The organism is Mucilaginibacter sp. PAMC 26640 (assembly GCA_001596135.1).
Classification (GTDB): domain Bacteria; phylum Bacteroidota; class Bacteroidia; order Sphingobacteriales; family Sphingobacteriaceae; genus Mucilaginibacter.
Genome location: CP014773.1, coordinates 4,291,043 through 4,313,945, shown reverse-complemented (window position 1 = coordinate 4,313,945; position 22,903 = coordinate 4,291,043). Strand labels below are relative to the sequence as shown.

The window sequence follows — 22,903 nt, the reverse complement described above, 5'->3', positions numbered from 1 at the left end:
ACGTTCGAAGACATTGCAAATGTTATTAACCTTCTCATGATCTGCTTATTTAAAAGAAGGATGCACTATTAAGCCTAATTCCATAAACTGTTTTCAACTGGTTAAAATTAAAAAGCCACCCTGCATATGCAGAATGGCTTTATTTTTTCAACTCCCCCCTTAGGGGAACGAGAGTAAATTATATCAAGCTTACGCTCCGGTTAACAAACTCAGTTAATTCGGCACCTGTTAATAGGCCTTGCGATAACAATGCCAGGTCAAAGGCTTGTTTGGCCAACTGAGCCTGTACTTCAGTATTATCATCAGCCAGGATCTTGCTGATCAGTTTGTGGTTTCCATTTACAATAACCTTGTAGTTATCGGGCATGTTGCCGTAGAAACCCATACCGCCACCCATAGCAGCCATATCTTTCATCCGGCGCATAAACTCATCCATTGTAACAGTAACCGGCAATTCATCCGGGTTAAGGCTTTCCAGCTGAACTTTATAGGCTGGTTTGTTGATGGCTTTATCAAAGATCTCTTTGATCTTAGTCGATTGCTCTTCGTTCAATACTGTTTCCAGTACTTCATCTTTCTTAATCAGTTTATCGGCAACATCAGCATCCACACGTTTTAATGATGTTTTCTCTAATTTTTGCTCTAACTGGCTAATGAAGTGGTTATCTATTGGCGAGTTCATCACCAATACATCATAGCCCTTTTTACCGGCCGACTGTATAAACGCATCTTGCTTATCTGGGTCGTTGGTGTAAATGTAAACCAATTGGCCGTCTTTGTCAGTTTGGGTAGCTTCAACCTTGTCTTTGTATTCCGGTAAGGTGAAATTCTCTTTTTTGGTATTGGTCACTAAAACAAAGTCTTTAGCCTTATCGTAAAACTTCTCTTCGCTCACCATACCGTATTTTACAAACAGGCCAATGTCGGTCCATTTGTCTTCAAAGTTTTTACGGTCTGCTTTAAACAGATCAGAAAGTTTATCAGCCACTTTTTTAGTAATGTAACTGTTAATCTTTTTAACGTTGCTATCAGCCTGTAAAAAGCTCCGGCTCACATTCAGCGGGATATCCGGTGAATCGATAACACCATGTAATAACATTAAAAATTCCGGAACGATATCCTTCACCTCATCAGTAATAAATACCTGGCGACTGAACAATTTGATCTTGTTCTTGGTGATCTCGAAATCGTTCTTCAGTTTAGGGAAATACAATACACCGGTTAAGTTGAAAGGGTAATCAACATTCAGGTGGATCCAGAACAAAGGATCTTCGCTGTAAGGGTAAAGTTCTTTGTAAAATTTAAGATAATCCTCATCCTTCAGCTCATTTGGCGATTTCGTCCAGATAGGGGTGGTATCGTTAATGATATTGTCGGTTTCAACAGATTTGTATTTTGGCTTGTCTTCTTCGTCAACACCATCTTCCTCTTCCTGCGTAGTGGTACCAAACTTAATAGGTACCGGCAGGAATTTAGCGTATTTGTCCAGGATCTCCTGCAGTTTTTGCTGGTTAAGAAATTCCTCAGATTCTGCGTTAATGTGCAGGGTGATCTCGGTACCGCGCTCTTCCAGGCTGCCTTCGCTTATTTCAAACTCGGTGCTGCCATCGCAGGTCCAGCGGGCAGGTTCTGCACCATCCTGGTAGCTAAGGGTTTCAATATCAACCCGGTCTGCCACCATAAATGCCGAATAAAAACCTAAACCAAAACGGCCGATGATCTCATTAGCATCTTTAGCTTCTTTAAATTTCTCTACAAACTCGGTAGCGCCTGAAAAAGCTATCTGGTTAATGTATTTTTTTATTTCTTCAGCCGTCATCCCCAAACCGTTATCAGATATGGTGATGGTCTTTTTGTCTGCATCAAAAGCAACTTCCACACGCAGGTTGCCCAGTTCGCCGGTGTATTGGCCTAATGACGCTAAACGCTTAATTTTTTGCGTAGCATCTACAGCATTAGAAACCAGCTCGCGCAGAAAGATCTCGTTATCAGAGTATAAGAATTTCTTAATGATAGGGAAAATGTTTTCGGTGTGAATCGAAATAGATCCTTTTTCTTGCATTGTAGTATAATTTAGTGTGATGTTTGAATTTACAGTAAGGCTTTATCAACCAGCGTTCCAAAGTGAGATATAGTGACGAATTGGCAGAGCTGCTGGGTGTAAGAATTTCCGCCGTTGTTGGTGTTTTCACCAACAACCTTTAGGACGGTGAACTTGTGCACAGTGGTACGCATAGCGGCTTGTTGGTGAAAACACCAACAAGGGCATTAATAGCTATTCTTTAATTGTTCAGGCGCTAAACTGTAGAATAAACGTGGCACCTTTCCCATCCACACTTTGTACCTGTATGTTACCTTTGTGCAGCAGCATAATTTGTTTACAGAGGCTTAAGCCGATACCGCTGCCAGTTTTACGCGTGCTGAAGAAGGGGATAAATATCTTATCCAGCAGTTCTGGCGGCATACCCAGGCCGTTGTCCATAATTTTCACCAGGACCTTGTTGCCTTTGGTTTCGGCAGACAGGGTTATACGTGGTTCCGGCTTGTCTTTTACCGCCTCTATGGCATTTACCAGCAGGTTAATCATCACCTGGTCGATAAGGTTAATATCCGCTTCAATAGCCAGGGCAGGATCTCGCAGAATGATCTCCAGCTCGATGTTCTTTTTCTCCAGGGTCGGGCGCATCAGGCTGTTCAGGTTCTCGAACATGTTGCGCACCAGTATCTTATCCAAATCCAGTCGGGTAATTTTGTTAAGGCTGCGATAACTTTCCGTGAATTTGAGCAGACCTTCACTGCGGCGTTTAATGGTGTCTATACCCAGTTCGATATCTTCCAGGTCGGAGCTGTTCACCGATCCGGTAATCTCTGGGCTCTGCAATCTATTCTTCAGCGTATCAGCCAGCGAGGAAATTGGCGCCACCGAATTCATGATCTCATGCGTCATCACATTCAATAACTTCGACCAGGCCTTCGATTCTGTTTCGTCCAAAGCTTCGCTTACATTCTGGAAAGCCACAAGTTTGTACATTTTCTCATCGCTGCGCATCAGGCTGGCAGTTACCAGCATTTTTACCTGTTGCTGATTCCGGGTAACACTCAACACTTCGGCATCGCCGGGCTTTAGCCTTATAATGTTGGCATAAAGTTCGGGCTCGCGCTTTTCAAGGGAATGGATGGTTTTTAAATAGGGGACACCTATCAGGCTTTTAAAGGCTTCGTTGATCCAACCGGTTTCGCCGGTTTCCTGTTCGTAAGAGAGCAGACCCGTGTCAACCAGTTCCAGGATCTTTTGCAGGTAATGATACTGCGTTTCGCGCTCCCGGCTGATGAGTTTAAAGGTGGAGTTGATCTCATTAAAACCCTTTCTTAACGGTTTCAATTCATTTGGCGCACGCCGAACGTCAAAGTGGCGACTAAAATCCCGGTAATGGATCGACTCTACAAACTGGTTCACCTCGTCCTGTGCCTTGCGCTGGAAACGGATGAGATCCAACACCGAATAGATCACCAGCGGTATGGTGATCACCCCATATAAATAGGCACCCTTACCTGCCACAACTACCATGGATGTAGCGGTGATAGCTACAAACAAGAATAAAACACGCAGCAGCAGCCGCCATTCATACCGGTTAAATGTCATACTTGCTTAGTCTGCGGTAAAGTGCGGTGCGGGTTAAGCCCAGTTCTTTAGCCGCACGGGTAATATTGCCGCTGTGTTTATCTATAACGCGTAGTATAGCATTTTTTTCCATTTCACTTAGCGGGATATTGCTGTCATCCTCCAGTGCGGTCTCTCCCGGGGTTTCCAATATGGAGAAGATCAGGTCGTCTGCATGCAGAATATGGTCATCTGCCATGATCACCGCCCTTTCGATTGTGTATTGCAGCTCGCGTACATTGCCCGGGAAGTTGTACGATTTTAACTTGGTAAGTGCTGCGTTATCAAAATCCATACTTGGCTTTAAATATTTGCCTGCATATAGTTTTGCGAAATGCCGCGCCAGGATCACGATATCATCATTACGGCGGCGCAATGGCGGCATGTTGATCTCCACCGTATTAATACGGTAAATTAAATCTTTACGGAACTTATTTTCATTGGCCAACTCAGATATAGGGACATTGGTAGCGCAGATCAGGCGGATATCGATATCGATAGCCTTGTTGGTGCCTAATCGCGTAACCTGCCTGTTTTGCAAAATAGTAAGCAGTTTTGCTTGCTGCTGCAGGCTAATGTTGCCAATTTCATCCAGGAAGAGGGTGCCGCCTTCGGCTTCTTCAAAACGGCCCATCCGGTCTTCACGGGCATCGGTATAAGCACCTTTTTTATGACCGAAGAGTTCGCTCTCGAACAAACTATCGGTGAGGGCGCCCACGTCTACTTTAATGAAAGGCTTATTAGCCCGTAGCGAGCGATCGTGGATGGCCTTCGCCATCAGGTCTTTACCGGTTCCGTTTTCGCCGAGGATCAAAATATTGGCATCGGTAGGGGCTATTTTATTTACCTTATGAAAAATATCCTCCATCACGTCCGATTCGCCAAGAATAGCTTTACCGGCATCGCCTTTCACCGTTGGTTTGCTGCTTTTACTGGTGCCCTCTTTTTTATCCAGCAGATCTTTAATGGTTTCTATCAGCTTTTCATTATGCCAGGGTTTTACCACAAAATCATTTGCGCCTTCTTTAAGAGAGCGCACCGCCAGGTCGATATCTCCATATGCAGTGATCATGATCACGCAAACGTTGGGCTTCCACTCTTTAATTTTGCGCAGCCAGTAAATACCTTCGTTGCCGGTGTTAATGGCGCTGTTGAAGTTCATATCTAAAAGCACCAAATCTACCTGGTTGCGTTGCAACAGCCAGTTCAGGTTCTCCGGGTTCTTTTCAGTGATAATTTCCTGTGTCTCTGTTTTAAGTAATAACTTAACTGCCGTTAATACATCGGGGTCGTCGTCAACAATTAAAACAGTAGCTTTTTTAAGTATCATATATAGATCGATAGTTCGTTGGTTCAAATGTTCAACGGTGTTGGGCAGATATTAAACTCGATTAGCTTCCCGTTGCCTGCTTCTGTGCTGCATCAAGAGACTAAGCCAAACGCGGCTTCATATTAATAATATTCGGCTAAAAATACCTCTGCAATTTAATATTTGATTGTTAAATATCATACCATTTATGCTATAATAGCTATTGGGTTGAAAATCAAGTATGGAATATGCTATCCCATCGCTTAGCTCAAAAACGCATTGTATCATAACCGAACACATGCTGTAACATTAGCGTACGGTGGATTATTGCTAAAGTGATTTAATGTATTGAAATACAGTATTTTAATTTGTGGCATGTGTTTTTGTATCTATCATGAAAATATTAAGATAACACTGTGGACAGAGTAATAGAAAAAAAGACATGGAGTACCAATCGGCTTGCGACTATAGCCGGTATAACAGGTGTGGTATTATTTGGCAGCTGGATGGTTTTTGGTGCTGTGGGGGGTAAAAGCAAATTAAATGTTGATACCGAACGGATCACGATCAGCGAAGTTAAGAAAGGGGCTTTCCAGGAGTTTATCCCGGTGAACGGTGTGGTAACGCCAAAAACAACTATTTACCTGGATGCAATAGAAGGCGGCCGTGTGGAAGAGAAGTTTGTTGAAGATGGTGCCAACCTTAAAAAAGGCGATCCGATCATCCGTTTATCTAATACCGATCTGGAGCTAAACCTGGCGAACCAGGAAACCGCGGTATATGCGGCACAAACACAGATGCAGATTTCACATAACAGCGCAACATCTAGCACTATTAATAAACTTAATCAAATGGCTGATGTGGAAAGCGCATATATTGAAGCTTTACGGGTTTACAATCTTGATAAAAAATTACTGGATCAGAAAGCTATCGGCTTGCAGGAATATAAAACTGCGGAGAATACCTATAACTATCAGCTAAAACGAAAAAAGCTGACTACCCAAATTTTAAAACAAGATACCACTTTAACAACCCAGGAAGCCCAGCAGGCCCGTGAGCAATATGCCCACATGAAAAGCACGCTGGAACTGATGCGTAAAAAAGTAGCCGATTTAACCGTTCGTGCCCCTATAGATGGGCAATTAACCGCGATGGATGCCGAGGTTGGTCAAAACAAAAATAAAGGTGAACACTTGGGGCAGCTGGATGCCCAAGGCGGTTTCAAGGTGAGTGTTGATGTTGAGGAACATTACCTGTCGCGGATCTATGCGGGGCTTATGGGCGATTTTACCTTTGCCGATAAAACCTACAAGCTTACCATTACTAAGGTGTTCAGCAACATTGTTGGCGGCCGTTTTAAGGTAGATATGAAGTTTGTAGGCGAGGTACCCAAAGGCATCCGCAAGGGGCAAACTTTACAGATTCGCCTGGCCCTGAGCGACGAAACAACTGCATTACTGGTTCCGAAGGGTGGATTTTACCAGCAAACCGGTGGTAACTGGATCTTTAAAGTGAGCGAAGATGGCAAAACCGCTTATAAGGTTGATATCCAGATAGGCCGCTTCAATACCGATAACTATGAGCTGCTGCAGGGTTTAAAACCTGGTGACAAGGTGATTACCTCCAGTTATGAGAATTATGGGGATATACAGGAACTGGTGCTGAAAAAGTAATGCAAGGAAGCCCAGTATTCACTGTCAGAAGGGATTGATAAAGACGAAATAAGTACTATTAAAATATAAAAATCACAATTAAATCAAAACGTCCTTTCGCTTAACCGGCGAAAGGGCACAAGGGAGGCCAAATGATAAAAATTACAAATCTTGAGAAATTTTACCGCACTGAGGAGGTAGAAACCATTGCATTGAACAAACTGTCAATGGATGTTAACACCGGCGAGTTTGTGGCCATCATGGGCCCGTCTGGCTGCGGTAAATCAACTTTGCTAAACATCCTCGGCATGCTGGATGATCCGGACAATGGCAGCTATGTATTTAATGGTGTGGAGATAGCGCACTTTAACGAACGCAAACGTGCCGATCTGCGTAAACACAACATTGGTTTCGTTTTCCAAAGCTTTAACCTGATTGATGAGTTAACCGTTTTTGAAAATGTGGAGCTACCCCTTATCTACACCGGTGTAAGCAGTGCCGATCGTGTAAAAAGGGTGGAAGAAGTACTGGATAAGATGCAGATCATGCATCGCCGCAACCACTACCCGCAGCAATTATCTGGTGGACAGCAGCAGCGTGTGGCTATTGCCCGCGCGGTTGTAAACAAACCAAAACTAATCCTTGCGGATGAGCCTACCGGTAACCTGGATAGCAGCAACGGTAACGACGTAATGGAACTATTAACCGACCTGAACGAGCAGGGAACTACCATTATTATGGTTACCCACTCTGAGCATGATGCCCGTTACAGCCACCGTATCATCCGTTTATTAGACGGACAAACCGTAATGGAAAACATTATGGTTTAATACCGACCAGCAGGAACTACCTTTTTTGATTAATATATAGTTAAGTGTGCCTCCGGCTTCGCCCACTGCCAAAAGCGTTTTGGCGGTGGGAAGGCTTGAGAATTGCCTTGTTTTTAGGTTTTGAGCGCTGAACTGCCCCATTACACACAAGTTCTGCAGCCCAATGAAAGCGATTTAAATCGGTGTAATCATAATTATAAATCAGTGTAATTATAAGCTATTATGTTAAAAAACTTTTTGAAATTAACCTGGCGGAACCTAATGAAAAATAAGGGTTTTACCGCCATTAACATAGCCGGGCTTGCTGTTGGTATGGCCAGTGCTGCATTGATCCTCTTTTGGGTACAGAACGAGGCAAGCTATGATCAGTTTCACGCCAATAAAGACCGCTTATACCAGATGTATAACCGCTCGGTATTCGATGGCAAGCTTTGGTGCTGGGGTACTACACCTAAGATCATGAGCACTACGTTTAAGCAAGAATTTTCGCAGGTAGAGCAGGCAGCACGGACCGATCGCGCCAACTTCTTATTTAGCATTGGCAATAAGCACCTTACGCTCTCGGGGAATTTTACTGACCCTGATTTTCTTATAATGTTTAGTTTTCCCTTGCTAAAGGGCAATCCTAAAACTGCGCTGAATGAAATGAAAAATATTGTCCTTACCGAAAAAACAGCAAAGAAACTGTTTGGCGATGAGGATGCGATGGGCAAAACCATCAAAATAGACAGTGTTGATTTTTTCACCGTAACCGGTGTGATGAAAAACTTGCCTAACAACACGCAATTCGACTTTGAATATTTAATGCCGTGGACATATCTTGAGAAAACGAATAGAGAAGTTGATAAAAATTGGGGCAATAATTCTGTGAATAGTTGGGTACTACTGAAGCCGGGCGTAACCGAAGCTAGTGCGAATAAGCTCGTTAAAGATGTCACCCGCAGACATTCGGACATAAAAGACATAGACGTTTTTTTGCATCCGGCTACCAAATGGCGGCTTTATTCAAAATTCGAGAATGGAAAGATAGTGGGCGGCAGAATTGAAACCGTTAAATTATTCAGCATAATTGCAGGCTTTATATTGTTGATTGCCTGTATCAACTTTATGAACCTCAGCACTGCAAGGAGCGAAAAACGTGCAAAAGAAGTGGGCATCAGGAAGGTTGTAGGCGCTTCAAAAACAAGCCTAGTTGCTAAGTTTTTGGGCGAATCCACCATGATCGCTTTTTTTGCAGGTTTAGTGGCGCTCGTCATCATCCAGTTATCGCTGCCCTCGTTTAATATGCTTACCGACAAGCAATTGTTTATACCTTACACTAGTCCGGCGTTTTGGACAATCTTTCTTGCCTTTATCCTATTTACAGGAATGCTGTCCGGCAGTTATCCTGCGCTGTATCTTTCCTCTTTTATCCCGGTAAAAGTTTTAAAGGGTACGTTTAAGGCAGCCAGGGCTGCTCTTTCGCCCCGCAAGGTGTTGGTCGTAACACAATTCACGTTTGCCATAGTGCTGATCATTTCAACCATCATTATAAAAGAACAATTGGATTACGCCCAAAATCGCGATACCGGATATACAAAGAATAATCTGGTTTACAGTTTCATGTCGGGCACTGTGCAAAAAAACTATTCCCTCATTAAAAATGATCTGTTGAACAGCGGTGCCGCCACTGCAGTAAGTAAAACAAGTGCGCCTATGACCGAGGGCTGGAGCGATACCTGGGATTACAACTGGGAGGGCAAGCCAGAGGGGGCGAAACTAGATTTCAACGTTTTCAATACCGACGGTGACTTCGCCAAAACGATGGGCTTGAAAGTGATTGACGGTCGTGAGATAGACATAAAGAAGTTCCCATCGGATTCTACAGGTATCATGCTCAACGAAGCGGCTGTGAAAATTATGGGGTTCAAGCATCCGGTGGGTAGTATTGTAAAGAGAAGCAACGGGAAATTTATTGTAGTAGGGGTTATTAAAGATTTCATTTTGCAATCGCCTTATGAGCCGGTTCATCCTATGGTGATACACGGGCCATCCGCCTGGTTTAACGTGATCCACTATAAACTTAATGACAAGAACACCACAGCAGCGAATTTGAAACTCGCCGAGCAAGTTTTTAAAAAGTACAATTCCGATTACCCTTTTGATTATCACTTTATAGATGAAGAATACAGCAAGAAATTTAAAGATGAGCAGCGTACAGGTACGCTGGCTACCCTTTTTGCGGGCTTAACCATATTTATATCGTGCCTGGGTTTGTTTGGTTTAGCTACTTATATGGCCCAGAACAGAATAAAGGAAATTGGTGTGCGTAAAGTATTGGGCGCATCTGTGGTGGGCATTACCTCCATGTTATCGAAGGATTTTTTGATGCTGGTGGGTGTGGCTTTTCTAATTGCAACGCCGGTAGCATGGTATGGCATGCACAACTGGCTGCAGGGCTATTCGTACCGGGTAAATATCAGCATTTGGGTATTCGCGATAGCTGCTTTTGTAACTACGCTGCTCTCCATTATTACAGTAAGTTTTCAGGCGGTTAAAGCCGCGCTGGCTAACCCTGTGAAGAGTTTAAGAAGCGAGTAGGTTGATGGTCTATAGACCATGGTAACAAATAATGGAAAACTAACCAGGGACTGTCGACTGGAGTCGGTGTAATGAAAAATAACCATTTTCAATCGATTAATGATTAAGATCATGTTTAGAACCTATATAAAAACCGCATTCCGGAGCCTCTTGAAAAACAAGGGCTTTACGGCTATTAACGTTTTGGGGCTTGCCCTTGGCTTGGGCACCTGCCTGCTTATTATTTTTTATGTAGCCGACGAGTTAAGTTATGATCGCTATAATATCAAAAGTGAGCGTATCTTCCGTGTAAACGCCGAACTGAAATTGGGTGAAAATAAAAAAGACTATGCCGTGGTCATGCCGCCCTTAGCCAAAACGCTCGTATCCGAATATCCATACGTGGAAGACGCCGTACGGTTAAAAAATGCCTATACGGTACACATTAAAAAAGGAAGCGTAAACATGGTAGAGAACAGGGGTGCCTTTGCTGATGCATCATTGTTTAATGTGTTTACTCTGCAGATGATAAATGGCGACACAAAGACTGCACTTGTTGAGCCAAATTCCGTAGTGTTGACCGAGCACATTGCCAAAAAATATTTTGATAAAACGGATGTGGTAGGCAAAGTGATGATCCTCAACGATGATCAAAATTTGAAAATAACAGGGGTGATTAAGGATGTGCCAAAAAATTCGCACTTTAATTTTGATTTCTTTATATCGATGGCCACCTATGCCGATAGCCGGTCTAACGCCTGGCTGCGTAATGATTATAATACCTACGTTTTGCTAAAAGATGCTGCAGATGCTAAGAAACTGGCAGGCAGCCTGGATGGATTTCTGTTGAAAATGAGCGGAGACCAGATGAAAAGCGAGATAGGGATGAGTTACGCCGATTTTGAAAAAAGCGGAAGCTACTTCCGGTTAAACCTTACACCACTTACGGATATTCACCTCCGTTCAAGCCGCATAGGCGAATTAAGCGCAAATGGTACGGCGCAGTATATCTACATCTTTTCGGCAATTGCCGTTTTTATATTATTGGTAGCCTGCGTAAACTTTATGAATCTCTCTACCGCACGCTCATCCAATCGTGCGCGCGAGGTTGGAGTACGCAAAGTACTGGGTTCGCCCCGTAAGTATTTAATTGCCCAATTTTTGTCAGAGTCTATCATGATCACATTTTTTGCAACGCTGATAGCTTTATTTGCTGCTATAGCCTTGTTGCCGGTATTCAATCAAATTGCCGGTAAAGAGATCGCCGTTAACGCTCACACTTTGATATGGCTGGTACCTGCGTCGGTACTCATTATTCTGTTGGTAGGCTCCCTTGCCGGCTCTTATCCGGCTTTCTTTCTGTCCGCGTTTCAACCTATCGATGTATTAAAAGGTAAGTTATCCGCAGGATTTAAAGGCGGCAGATTGCGGAGCTTCCTGGTGATTTTTCAGTTTGGGATCTCGGTATTCCTTATTATTGGCACGTTAGTTTTTAATAATCAGCTAAATTATATCCAAACCACCAACCTTGGCTATAACCGCAACCAGCTGCTCATTATTCAAAATCCCTACGAGCTTAACAAAGCAGCACAAACATTTAAGAACGAATTGAGCCAATTGACGGGTGTAAGCAGCGCTACCATGACAGGCTTTCTCCCGGTATCCAATTACCGCAGCACCTCAATTTATTATAAGGACGCAACACTCGATCAAAAAAATTCAATTTTCCCGCAAAGCTGGCAGGTGGATGCCGACTGGATCCCCACGCTGGGTATAAAAATGGCGGCAGGACGGAATTTTGCAAAAGAATGGCTTAGTGATTCGTCTGCCGTTATCATCAACGAAGCCGCGGCCAAATTCCTCGGTTACAAAAATCCTTTAAACCAAACGTTATACAACTCGCTCGGCGGAAAAGTGGAATTAGCCAACACAGTAAAATACCAGGTAATTGGTGTAATGAAGGATTTTCATTTCAGTTCTCTGCATAATAAGATAGAACCGCTGATCATCCGCCTTGGCGAAAATAACGGCGCGATAAGTCTGCGGGTGAGTACCAGCAACCTTCCGGCCTTAATGTCGCAGATAAAAACCAAATGGGCCGCGTTTTCGCCGATACAAATGAATTATAGTTTTATGGACCAGGATTTTGATGCATCCTACCGGGCAGAGCAGCGGATAGGTACCATCTTCATCATCTTTACCACGCTGGCTATCGTTATTGCCTGTTTGGGCCTATTCGGCCTGGCAGCTTATGCGGCAGAACAACGCACCAAAGAAATCGGAATCCGTAAAGTTTTAGGGGCAAACGTTAGCGCCATCGTTGGTATGTTATCCAAAGATTTTGTAAAGCTGGTGGTCATCGCCATTATCATCTTCTCGCCCTTTGCCTGGTATGTAATGCACCTTTGGCTGCAGGACTTTGCCTACCGCATCAGCATTCAATGGTGGGTATTTGCCGTAGCAGCGTTTGCTGCGGTGTTTATCGCCGTTGTAACGGTAAGCTTTCAATCTGTTAAAGCAGCACTGGTCAACCCGGTAAAGAGTTTGAAAAGTGAGTGAGACCTGAATCAGGGATTAATAAATATGGGTCAATAATCAAGAACCAGGAGTTAAGAGACAAGAATTTAGAATCTAGCATTAAGAGACGAGAGATAGGTTTAATCAAACACCATTCGATGTAATCCATAAAAATAATGATAAAGAACTATATCAAAACAGCCTGGCGCAATATCTTAGGAAACAAGTTTTACGCTGCCATTAATGTTGCAGGCCTTACGGTGGGGCTGGTGGTTGGCCTTTTTATGCTGCTTTGGGTGCAGGATGAGCTCAGCTTTGATAAGTTTAATACCAAAGCCGATAACATTTATAAAATTGGGATCATCGGTGGTACGGGGATCAGTCAGCAGATCTTTACCCACATTATTGCACCTGTGGCCACCTTTGCCAAAAACGAATTGCCCGAAGTGCAGAACGCCGTTCGGATCATGGATTTCGGCAATACGCCGGTTAAATATAAAAGCAAAGTTTTACTTCAGGACGGTGCCGCCTTTACCGATCCTGCCTACTTTACAATGTTCAACTTCGCCCTAATTAAAGGGGATAAACTAAACCCATTTCCTGATAACAGCTCGTTGGTCATCACCCAGACTACCGCGAAAAAAATCTTCGGAAACGAAGATCCGATAGGTAAGGCAGTCATTGTGGGGCACGACGAACTGTTTAAAGTAACCGGGGTGATAGATGACTACCCTGCCAATTCGAGTTTGAAATACAATGTTTTACTGCCGATTGCCCGGTTTAATGAACAAGCCTATATTAAAGGCAATGTAAATTACGACGGCAAGAACCGCATTGCTTCAATGGATGCCGATTGGTCGAGTTTTAATTTTGAAACCTACCTGCTGACCAAGCCGGGTGTAAGTACCGCCGTTTTAGAGAAGAAGCTGCGGGCAATTCATGAGCGCAACAAACCGGTGGATGCACCCGTGCCATACCTGGCACAGCCAATGCTAAAAATGCACCTCTATAAAGCAGATGGTACCAATGCCGGGATAGAAACGGTAAAAACTTTTGCCATAGTGGCTTTATTGATCTTGGTTATCGCCTGTATCAACTACGTAAACCTGTCTACCGCACGCTCCATGCTGAGGGCAAAGGAAGTAAGCATGCGTAAGATCATCGGCGCCGGTAAATTCCAGCTGTTTATGCAGTTTATGGTAGAGACGGCCCTGCTGTTTACTATCGCCGCTGTACTAGCTTTTATGCTGATGTATTTAACCCTGCCTTATTATAACCAGTTCTCCGGAAAGCAGATCACCTTTACCTTATCTAATTATAATGTTTGGGCCTGTATCGGCATTACCTTGTTGGGCACGCTTGCTGCATCCAGCATTTATCCAGCCCTGCTGCTTTCGTCGTTTGAGCCACTTAAAGCACTTAAGGGACGGGTATCCATTGGCATAGGCAACGCCGCTTTTCGCCGCATTTTAGTGGTGCTGCAGTTTGCTGTCTCCATTATATTGGTTATCGGCACGCTGATCATCGGCAATCAAATGCGTTATATCCGTAATAAAAACCTGGGTTACGATAAAGAAAACGTGCTGGCATTTTGGATGCGGCCGGAGATGAAAAAGAACTATGCGGCCGTAAAGGCAGAATTACTGAACAACCCGGCCATCAGGGAAGTTTCACGCGCGGGTACCGATATTGTAAATAGCGGTAATTCTACCGGTGATGACGATTGGGATGGTAAACCCGCAAAATCAAACCTTTGGTTCAACATCGTCCCCGCCGATAAAGATTTTATCAGCTTCTTCAAAATGAAATTTGCAGAAGGGAGCGACTTTACCGGTGCAGTTGCAGATTCTACGCACTTTATAGTGAATGAATCGGCCGTTGCCAACATGGGCATCAAAAACCCTGTCGGTAAAAGGCTCCGCATCCGCAAAATTAACGGTACCATCATTGGCGTAGTAAAGGATTTTCACTTTACCACCATGCATAAAAAAATAGAACCGCTGGTGTTTACCTATGCGCCCGATGATGCCTGGCGGATCTATGTAAAAACTACCGGCCAAAATGCACAGACTGCAATTGCTGCCGTACAAAACCAATGGAAGCAGTATAGCAGCGATGTACCTTTAACCTATACTTTCCTGGAAGATAGCTTTAACAAACTCTATAATGATGACCAGCGTGAAGGAACATTATTCAATGTCTTTTCGGCTATCGCCATTGTGATCTCCTGCCTGGGTTTATTTGGCCTGGCTACCTACTCGGCACAGGTAAAAACCCGCGAGATCGGGATCCGCAAAGTGCTGGGAGCGAGTGTAAGCCGTATCATTAGTCTGTTAGCCACTGAATTTATGGTGCTCATCATCATCGCCATTATCATTGCCATCCCGGTGGCGTGGTACGCTATGAATAACTGGCTGGAAAACTTTGCCTATAAAACCACCGTCACCGCCGGGGTTTTCATCCTGGCAGGCGTCGGGGCTACAGTACTTGCTCTCGCCACCATTAGTATCCAATCGGTAAAAGCAGCCGTTGCCAATCCGGTGAAGAGTTTGAAGAATGAGTGATATTTGATGCAAGAAGTCAAGATATAAGAGTCAGGAAGAAAGATTCGGTAATCTGTATGATCGGTGAAATCAACTAATATTTGGTTCAATCAGACAATAAATAATCGGCGAAATCAAAATAGTCATGCTAAAAAACTACATCAAAATTGCCTTGCGCAACTTAACCAGGCAAAAGCTTTATAGCCTTATCAATATCAGCGGACTAGCCATCGGGCTGGCCGTTTGTATGATCATTATGATGTACGTTTCGCATGAAATGACCTACGATCGTTTTCATAAGAATGCCGACCGGATTTTTACTACCAGCGCATCTCTTAAGCTTGGCGGTAATAAAATGAACATGGCATTTCTCAGTTACGCTACCGGGCCCATTATCAAGCAGACACAGCCGGGTGTTGCGGGCTACATGCGGTTGTTGAAATATTATAAACCCGTCGTTGTAAGTAATCCGTCGACACCTGAAAACAAGTTTACAGAGCAGAAACTGATATATGCAGATCGTGATTTTTTTAATTTTTTCACTTTTAAAATGCTATCCGGTACACCGGCAGGTGTACTGGATAAACCCTTTTCGGTGGTAATTACCAAAGAAATGGCCGAAAAGTATTTCGGAACAACCAACCCGGTTGGCAAAAGCATCACTATCAAAACCGACAGCGCGTATAGCTACCAGGTTACCGGTGTAGCGGAAAATAATCCTTCAAATTCCTCCATCAATTATAACTTTATTGCATCCGGGCCGAGTTTGCTGGCTATGAAAGAAGCGAAAAATTTCACATTCGACCAAACCGTAGGACCGGGATCATTCGAGGTTTATTTCCAATTAAAAAACGCAGCCGACTCGGCATCTGTAAAACGGGGGTTGAACTTAGCCGGTAAAAACAATAAGATATATGAAGACATCAAGTTCAGTCTTGCGCCGATTACCGATATGCATCTTAAAAACAATTTCGGCGACAATTCGAATATCAAATACTTAAAAATCTTTCCTCTGGTTGCCATACTTATCCTGTTACTTGCGCTGGTTAATTATATGAGCCTTTCCACAGCCCGCTCAACGTTACGTGCCAAAGAGGTTGGGGTGCGCAAAGTTTCTGGCGCCAGTAGAAAGACCATAGCAACCCAGTTCTACATAGAATCAGGTATTTACGCTTCGCTGGCGTTTATTTTAGGGTACGTGTTATGTTATGCCTTTAAGCCTTTGTTTACCAATACCCTGCAATTAAAAATAGACGACTCTTTTTTATATAGCCCGTTATTGCTGTCACTCTTTATTTTGCTATTGATAATAACTGTTTTGATAGCAGGGAGTTATCCTTCTTTAGTACTGTCAGCATTCAAGCCCATTACAACGCTTAAAGGCAAAATGAGCAGGCAGGCATGTGGTGTGCCCGTCCGCAAAATATTTACCACACTGCAATTCACTATTTCTGTTGGGTTAATTATCTGCGGAATAATTATCGACCGGCAACTCTATTACTTCCGCCACGCGGATACGGGCATGGACCGGGAAAATATTGTTATGATCCCCGTGGGTAACAGCATCGGTACAAATTACCAGCCGTTTAAGCGTGATATACAGGCATTGGCTGGCATAGCTAAAACGGCAACCGCCCGGTACGGCATGTTTAAAGGTTACGATGTGAACTTTATTGATGGCAAAATAAAAGGTGAAAGCGTTGCCTTAATGGGCCTTAACATTGACAGCAGTTATATTAGTACGCTAAATTTAAAATGGAAGGTTGCCCCTGCAAGGGGAACTACGATAACTGGTTCTAATAAAATAGTGCTCAATGAGGAAGCCGTGGCTAAGCTCGGCCTCAAAGCAAATCCTGTTGGCAGTTTTATTACATCCGGTAACGGAAAATGTGAAGTGATCGGTGTAATAAAGAGTTTTAACTTCAGTTCAATGGTTACTGATATTAATCCGCTTGCGTTATATATTTACCCCGATACTGCTGGTTATTGGTCGAAAGGCTGTAACCTGTTCGCCAAGATTAAGCCGCATACCAACCTGCCGACAGTAATCAGCAAGATACAAAGCATTTATAGCAAATATGATAAGGACACCCCGTTTAGCTACAGCTTTATGGATGATGCTTTTAACGAACAGTACAAAGCCGAAGATAGGCTGGCTGCCATCTTCAGCCTGTTTACCTGTATCACCATCGCACTGGCAACAATGGGGTTGTTTGGGTTAACTGCCTTTACCATAGAGCAACGCAACAAAGAGATTGGCATCCGCAAGATCCTGGGTGCAAGCCTTACCAGTATTACCTCCCTGCTTTCGATAGATTTTATCAGGCTAGTGGTACTTGCCGTAGTTATTGCATCACCCATTGCGTGGTGGGCCATGCACAACTGGCTGCAAAACTTTGCCTACCGCATTGCCATACCTTGGTGGGTATTCGCTGCAGCAGGGATCACCGCGGTTTTAACTGCCGTAGTAACCATCAGCTACCATGCCATCAAGGCAGCACTAGCCAATCCGGTGAATAGTTTAAGGAGCGAGTAGCCCCACCGAAGGAAAGGCTCTAAAAGTCTCCCCTTCCGGGGGAGATTTAGAGGGGGCTGGCAAGAGGACAAGATTCGAGAATCAGGAAGAAAGACAAATTTGCGTGATCGGTGAAATCAAAAAGACAATCGGTGCAATCCGACAATAAATAATCGGTGAAATCAAAAAAGTCATGATAAAAAGCTACTTCAAAATTGCATGGCGCAACCTGCGCAGTCACAAAGTAACCAGCATTATCAATATCGGCGGCTTAGCTATTGGCATGGCAGCGGCGGTATTGATATTTATTTGGGTACAAAACGAATTTAATTTTGATAGAAACCAACCGGACAGCGCGCAGATCTACCGGATAAAAAGTTATTTATCTATTGATAAAACCACCACTTGGATCTGGGAAAATTCGCCTTACATACTTGGCGATGCAATTGAAAAACAACTGCCAGAGGTTGAAGCTGTTGCACGCATTTCGCCAAATAGCTGGCGGCCCATTAATTTAAATATAAACGGAGAATTTTTCCCTGAGAAAAATACGGCCTATGTAGATAACGAATGGTTTAAAGTATTTAAGTACGATTTTATACGGGGTGGTGCAGCTGCATTTACCGGGAACCCGTTCAGCATAATCCTTACAGAAAGCAAAGCCAAAAAGTATTTTAATAACCTGGATGTGGTAGGCAAGATGATTAAGATTGACACGGTGAACTACCAGGTGGAGGGCGTTATAAAAGATATACCGGCTAATTCCAGCTTTACATTTGATGTGCTGATCCCGATTGCCGCTAAGCTGAGTAACAAGCAGGAAAAGGATAACGATATGGAGTGGGGAAACTTCAATTACATGACGTTCTTGAAAATCCACCCCGGCACCGGCCTCAGGCAAACTTCGCAAAAGGTAAAATCCATTTTGCGTAAAAACCGCAAAGATGATAACCTGCAAATTGGTTTAACGCCACTAACCGAATTGCACTTTGAAAGCGATCTGCAGAACTCGTCCTTACTGCACGGCGATAAAAAGGTTACTTACATCTTTGTGGCTTTGGGCATACTGTTGCTAACTATTGCCTGTATCAACTATGTAAACCTAACCACGGCCCGTGCTAGTTTACGCGCCAAAGAAGTGAGCATAAAAAAGATAGTGGGAGCGGGCAGGGCGAATCTTTTTATGCAATTTATTGCCGAGTCGGGCCTGGTAAGCTTGCTGGCGCTTGTGTTAACGATCATCCTCGTATCCATATGCCTGCCGGTGTTTAACAGTTTCACCGGCCGTAATTTTGCGTTTTCTTTTGATGCTGCCTATTTGTGGCTAATCTTGATGGGCACATTACTGGTAGCGGTTGTGCTAAACAGCATTTACCCTGCGCTGTTATTATCGTCATTTAAACCAATGAACATCTTCAGAGGAAGCAGCGTACTGCACGTAAAAGATAGTGCTTTGCGCAAAGGGCTGGTAATTATCCAGTTCAGCTTCTCTATATTCCTCATTATCGGCGTAATTACCATATACCGCCAGCTGAACTTCATTAGATCACAAAACCCCGGTTTTAAAAGAGACCAGGTGCTTACTTTTTCGCTGCCCATAAAAATTTATTATCAGTATAAAGATAAAGAACGCGATGCATTGTGTGCAACAATTAAGCAATCGCTTGTGCAGCAGTCGGGCATTAAGGCTGTATCCTTATTGGGCACAGGTTCCATACAAAACAATCAAAACCAATCTTCGGGCGGCGTAGACTGGAATGGCAGGGCAAAAGAATTCAACCCCGCTTTTGCATATTTTAACGTGGACCCCGATTATACCAAAATTGTGAAACTGCAAATGGCCGAAGGCCGATGGTTTATATCGGGCGACTTAAATGATAAGCGTAACGTGATCATGAATGAAACGGCAGCCAAGGCAATTAACCTGCCCAAGCCCTATATCGGGCAGCGCTTTGTTGCCAGGGGCGATACCGGGCAGGTAATTGGCATTGTAAAGGATTTTAATTACCGCAGTATGCACGATAAAATAGGCCCGGCGATATTTAAAAACCGCCAATCATGGGCCGGTACTTATATCATTGGGGTATTACCCGGTAAACAAACCGAAGTTGTGCAAAAATTGCAACGGGTTTGGAATCAATATTTCTCCGGCGAGCCGCTGGAATACACCTTCCTTGACCAGGAGTTTGACAAACTTTATAAAGACGATGCAAAAACCTCGGGTCTGATGACCGTATTTGCTTTGGTGGCGATCATCATTTCAGCACTGGGCTTATTTGGTTTGGCGGCATTTACAGCAGAGCAACGGGGCAAAGAGATCGGCATTCGCAAAGTATTGGGTGCCTCGGTATCGGGCCTGGTAACTTTGCTCTCCAAAGACTTCGTAGTGCTGGTTTTGGTAGCACTAGTTATCGCGGCCCCGCTCTCCGGCTGGTTGATGGGCAAATGGCTGGAAAACTTTGCCTACCGGATAAACATCAGCTGGTGGATGTACCTTGCGGCGGGTGTGGTAGCAATAATTATTGCCTTTATTACGGTGAGCTTCCAGGCTGTAAAAGCAGCAATGACTAACCCGGTGAAGAGTTTGAGGAGCGAGTAGCTTTGCAGACGCAACATGAGTAGATCAAAGTATCTGAAATTTGACAATCTTGTTTCTTGTTTCTTGCCGTCTTGACTCTTGTTTCTTGCGGTCTTGACTTTTCTTCAAAATGTATCATTAACGAACACCCGCTGTAACACATACGTACAGCGGGCTTTTTATTTTATGCTATAATGCGCTTTTAAACAGTGTTTTGTATGTTTGGTACAGCTTTTACTATTGATATATCAAATCACTGCATTATGCTGAGTAATTACTTTAAAATAGCCTGGAGAAATCTTAAAAAGCACAAAGCTTTTTCGTTTATCAATATTTTTGGTTTGGCCGTTGGTATTGCAGCTTTTTGGCTGATAACCTTGTACGTTACCGATGAGTGGAGTTATGACCGGTATAATACCAAAGCCGACAGGATCTTCCGCGTGGTGCAGCACGGCAGCTGGAACGGTGGCAAATTCGACTTGGCGGTTACCTCTGCACCTTATGCACCAGCTTTAAAAGCCGATTTTCCGCAGGTGGAAGAAACCGCCCGTATCGATGCAGAAGGCGGAGGGAAAATAACCTTTGGCGATAAAACCATCAGTGAGGGAAGCATGATATTTACCGACAACGCTGTATTTAAGATCTTCAGTTATCAGTTTCTATCCGGCGATGCCGAAACGGCTTTAAGCAAACCGCAAAGCATCGTATTAACTAAATCGCTGGCCGAAAGTATTTTTGGTAATGCTGAAAATGCAGTCAACAAAACCATTGCTATAGAAGGTACACCATCAACCGTTACCGGTGTAATAGCCGATGTACCAGTCAATTCGCATTTCTCATTCAAGGCCCTCCGTTCTATGCCTGATGGTTATACCAGCGCCTGGAACAACTCAGGTATTTACACTTACGTTTTACTAAAAAATGCTGGCGACAGCAAAATCATAGCAGCATCAAACAGCAAATTTTATGACAAATATTTAAAGAAAAGTTTTGGCGACCTGAAGTTTAATATGGAACTACAGCCGCTCACTTCTATCCACCTCCATTCAAATCTGAGCTATGAGCTGGGCTCAAACGGTAACATTACCTATGTGTATGTGTTTTCTGTCACTGCTTTACTTATTCTCATCATCGCCGTAATCAACTATGTAAATCTGGCTACAGCGCGATCCTCGATTCGTTTGAAAGAAATAGGTGTGCGTAAAGTAATCGGCTCAGACAGGACACAGCTCATCGTCATGTTCTTTGCCGAGTCGGTATTGCTTACCTTTATTGCCATGATAGCCGCATCCGCTATGATCCGGTTCGCTTTGCCTTACTTCAATCAATTGTCTGGTAAAGAATTGGTCCTGCTGCAATTCGGAACGGCTAAAACGGTAGCGCTGTTTGTAGGTTTTTCATTATTTACCGGCATCCTAAGCGGGATCTATCCCGCTTTGTTCTTATCCGGCTTCGGTACCATTAACGCCATGAAGGGCCAGTTAGGCAATCAGTTTTCTACAGTATTCTTTCGCAAGTCATTAGTTGTGTTTCAATTTGTGATCACAATCGTCATGATCGTTGGTTCCTGCGTTATCTACCAGCAGATCACTTTCGCCATGAATAAAGATCTTGGCTTTAACAAAGCGCAAACGCTTACTTTCCATATCAATAACAAGAATGTAAGGGCTAAAGCAGCTGCCCTGAGACAACAGTTGCTGCAAAACCCGAATATTGAAGGCGTAGCAACCGCAGGCAGCCCGATTGGTAATAACAACATTGGCACCAGCGGTTTAAGTACACCTGCCAATAGTGATGGTTTGATGGTACAACACCTTGATGTAGATGAAGATTTTGTATCCACCTTACAAATCAAAATGGATAAGGGCCGCAATTTTTCGAAAGCCATTCCAAGCGATGTTACAGAGGCCATCATGGTAAATCAAACATTAGTTACTCAATTAGGGGTTAAGGATCCTATAGGCATGCGTGTTTTCACAGGCAAGGACGAGCAGGGCAAGCCGATCCAGAAAACAATAGTGGGCGTAGTTAAAGATTTCAATACCTATTCGCTTCAGCATAAAATTGCCCCGCTGGTGATGAAACTACCCGCCAGTACGGAGGATAAGGATAACCTGTATGTTCGCATCGGCAAGAATAATGTAAAAGCATCGCTGGATTATATCAGTAAAATATATGCCGGTTTCGATATGGCCGACAAACCGGAGTTCCACTTCCTGGATCAAAACTTTGCTGCCCAATACCAAACGGAGCAAAAACAAGGTAACATCCTGCTGATCTTTACCATTCTGGCCATCAGTATTGCATGCCTGGGCCTATTCGGATTGGTTACGTTTACGGCCGAGCAACGCATAAAGGAGATTGGTATCAGAAAGGTATTAGGTGCCAGTGTGGGTAGCATCGTAAGCCTGTTAAGCGCCGACCTGATGAAACTGGTGATCATTGCCACCGTCATTGCCAGCCCCATAGCATACTATGCGATGAACAAATGGCTGCAGAATTTTGAGTACAAAATAAATGTTAACTGGTGGGTATTTCTGCTGGCAGGAGGTGGCGCAAGTTTAATTGCGCTGGCAACGATCAGTATACAATCCATCCGGGCGGCAATAAGCAACCCCGTTAAGAGCTTAAAAAGCGAGTGAGGAAAAGTACAGGATATCAGGAACCAGGTAGCAAGAGAATTCTTGATTGTTGAATCTTATCATCTTTAATCTGAGCTCACTGTGCAACCTTTTACAA

General features: G+C 43.8%; 11 protein-coding genes. 8 read left to right on the top strand and 3 right to left on the bottom strand.

Features of this window, described 5'->3' with window-relative positions:
• Positions 1-178: 178 nt before the first annotated feature.
• From A0256_18600 to A0256_18590, 3 genes are all read right to left on the bottom strand, one after another.
• Entirely contained in the window at positions 179-2,062 is a 1,884-nt protein-coding gene (locus A0256_18600) for a molecular chaperone HtpG (protein AMR33286.1), read from the bottom strand.
• A 228-nt stretch (positions 2,063-2,290) separates the two neighbouring features.
• Complete coding sequence (locus A0256_18595; GenBank protein ID AMR33285.1) at positions 2,291-3,643, bottom strand: histidine kinase; 1,353 nt, start codon at positions 3,641-3,643, stop codon at positions 2,291-2,293.
• Positions 3,633-4,991 (bottom strand): sigma-54-dependent Fis family transcriptional regulator, encoded by a 1,359-nt coding sequence (locus tag A0256_18590; protein AMR33284.1) that lies wholly within the window; start codon positions 4,989-4,991, stop codon positions 3,633-3,635. Before A0256_18590 ends, A0256_18595 begins: the two co-directional genes overlap by 11 nt.
• Before the next feature lie 395 nt (positions 4,992-5,386).
• Here A0256_18590 and A0256_18585 point away from each other — a divergent pair, with 395 nt between their 5' ends.
• From A0256_18585 to A0256_18550, 8 genes are all read left to right on the top strand, one after another.
• Positions 5,387-6,643: an efflux transporter periplasmic adaptor subunit gene (locus A0256_18585; GenBank protein AMR33283.1), complete on the top strand. Its 1,257-nt coding sequence runs from the start codon at positions 5,387-5,389 to the stop codon at positions 6,641-6,643.
• Between the two features lie 131 nt (positions 6,644-6,774).
• On the top strand, positions 6,775-7,452 hold the full coding sequence (locus tag A0256_18580) for a phosphonate ABC transporter ATP-binding protein (GenBank protein ID AMR33282.1): 678 nt from the start codon (positions 6,775-6,777) through the stop codon (positions 7,450-7,452).
• Between the two features lie 222 nt (positions 7,453-7,674).
• Positions 7,675-10,032 carry an ABC transporter permease gene (locus A0256_18575; GenBank protein ID AMR33281.1) on the top strand — a complete coding sequence of 786 codons (2,358 nt, stop codon included), beginning with the start codon at positions 7,675-7,677 and terminating at the stop codon, positions 10,030-10,032.
• Positions 10,033-10,143: 111 nt separating this feature from the next.
• The gene (locus A0256_18570; GenBank protein AMR34613.1) at positions 10,144-12,570 is read left to right on the top strand and encodes a cell division protein FtsX; all 2,427 of its coding nucleotides are present in this window, start codon (positions 10,144-10,146) and stop codon (positions 12,568-12,570) included.
• 134 nt (positions 12,571-12,704) lie between these two features.
• On the top strand, positions 12,705-15,092 hold the full coding sequence (locus A0256_18565) for a hypothetical protein (GenBank protein AMR33280.1): 2,388 nt from the start codon (positions 12,705-12,707) through the stop codon (positions 15,090-15,092).
• Positions 15,093-15,216: 124 nt separating this feature from the next.
• A complete protein-coding gene (locus A0256_18560) occupies positions 15,217-17,607 on the top strand; it encodes a hypothetical protein (protein ID AMR33279.1) in 2,391 nt (796 codons plus the stop codon).
• Between the two features lie 172 nt (positions 17,608-17,779).
• Positions 17,780-20,185, top strand: a complete 2,406-nt coding sequence (locus A0256_18555; protein ID AMR33278.1) for a hypothetical protein — start codon at positions 17,780-17,782, stop codon at positions 20,183-20,185.
• Positions 20,186-20,427: 242 nt separating this feature from the next.
• Entirely contained in the window at positions 20,428-22,806 is a 2,379-nt protein-coding gene (locus A0256_18550) for a hypothetical protein (GenBank protein AMR34612.1), read from the top strand.
• The last annotated feature ends 97 nt before the right edge of the window (positions 22,807-22,903 follow it).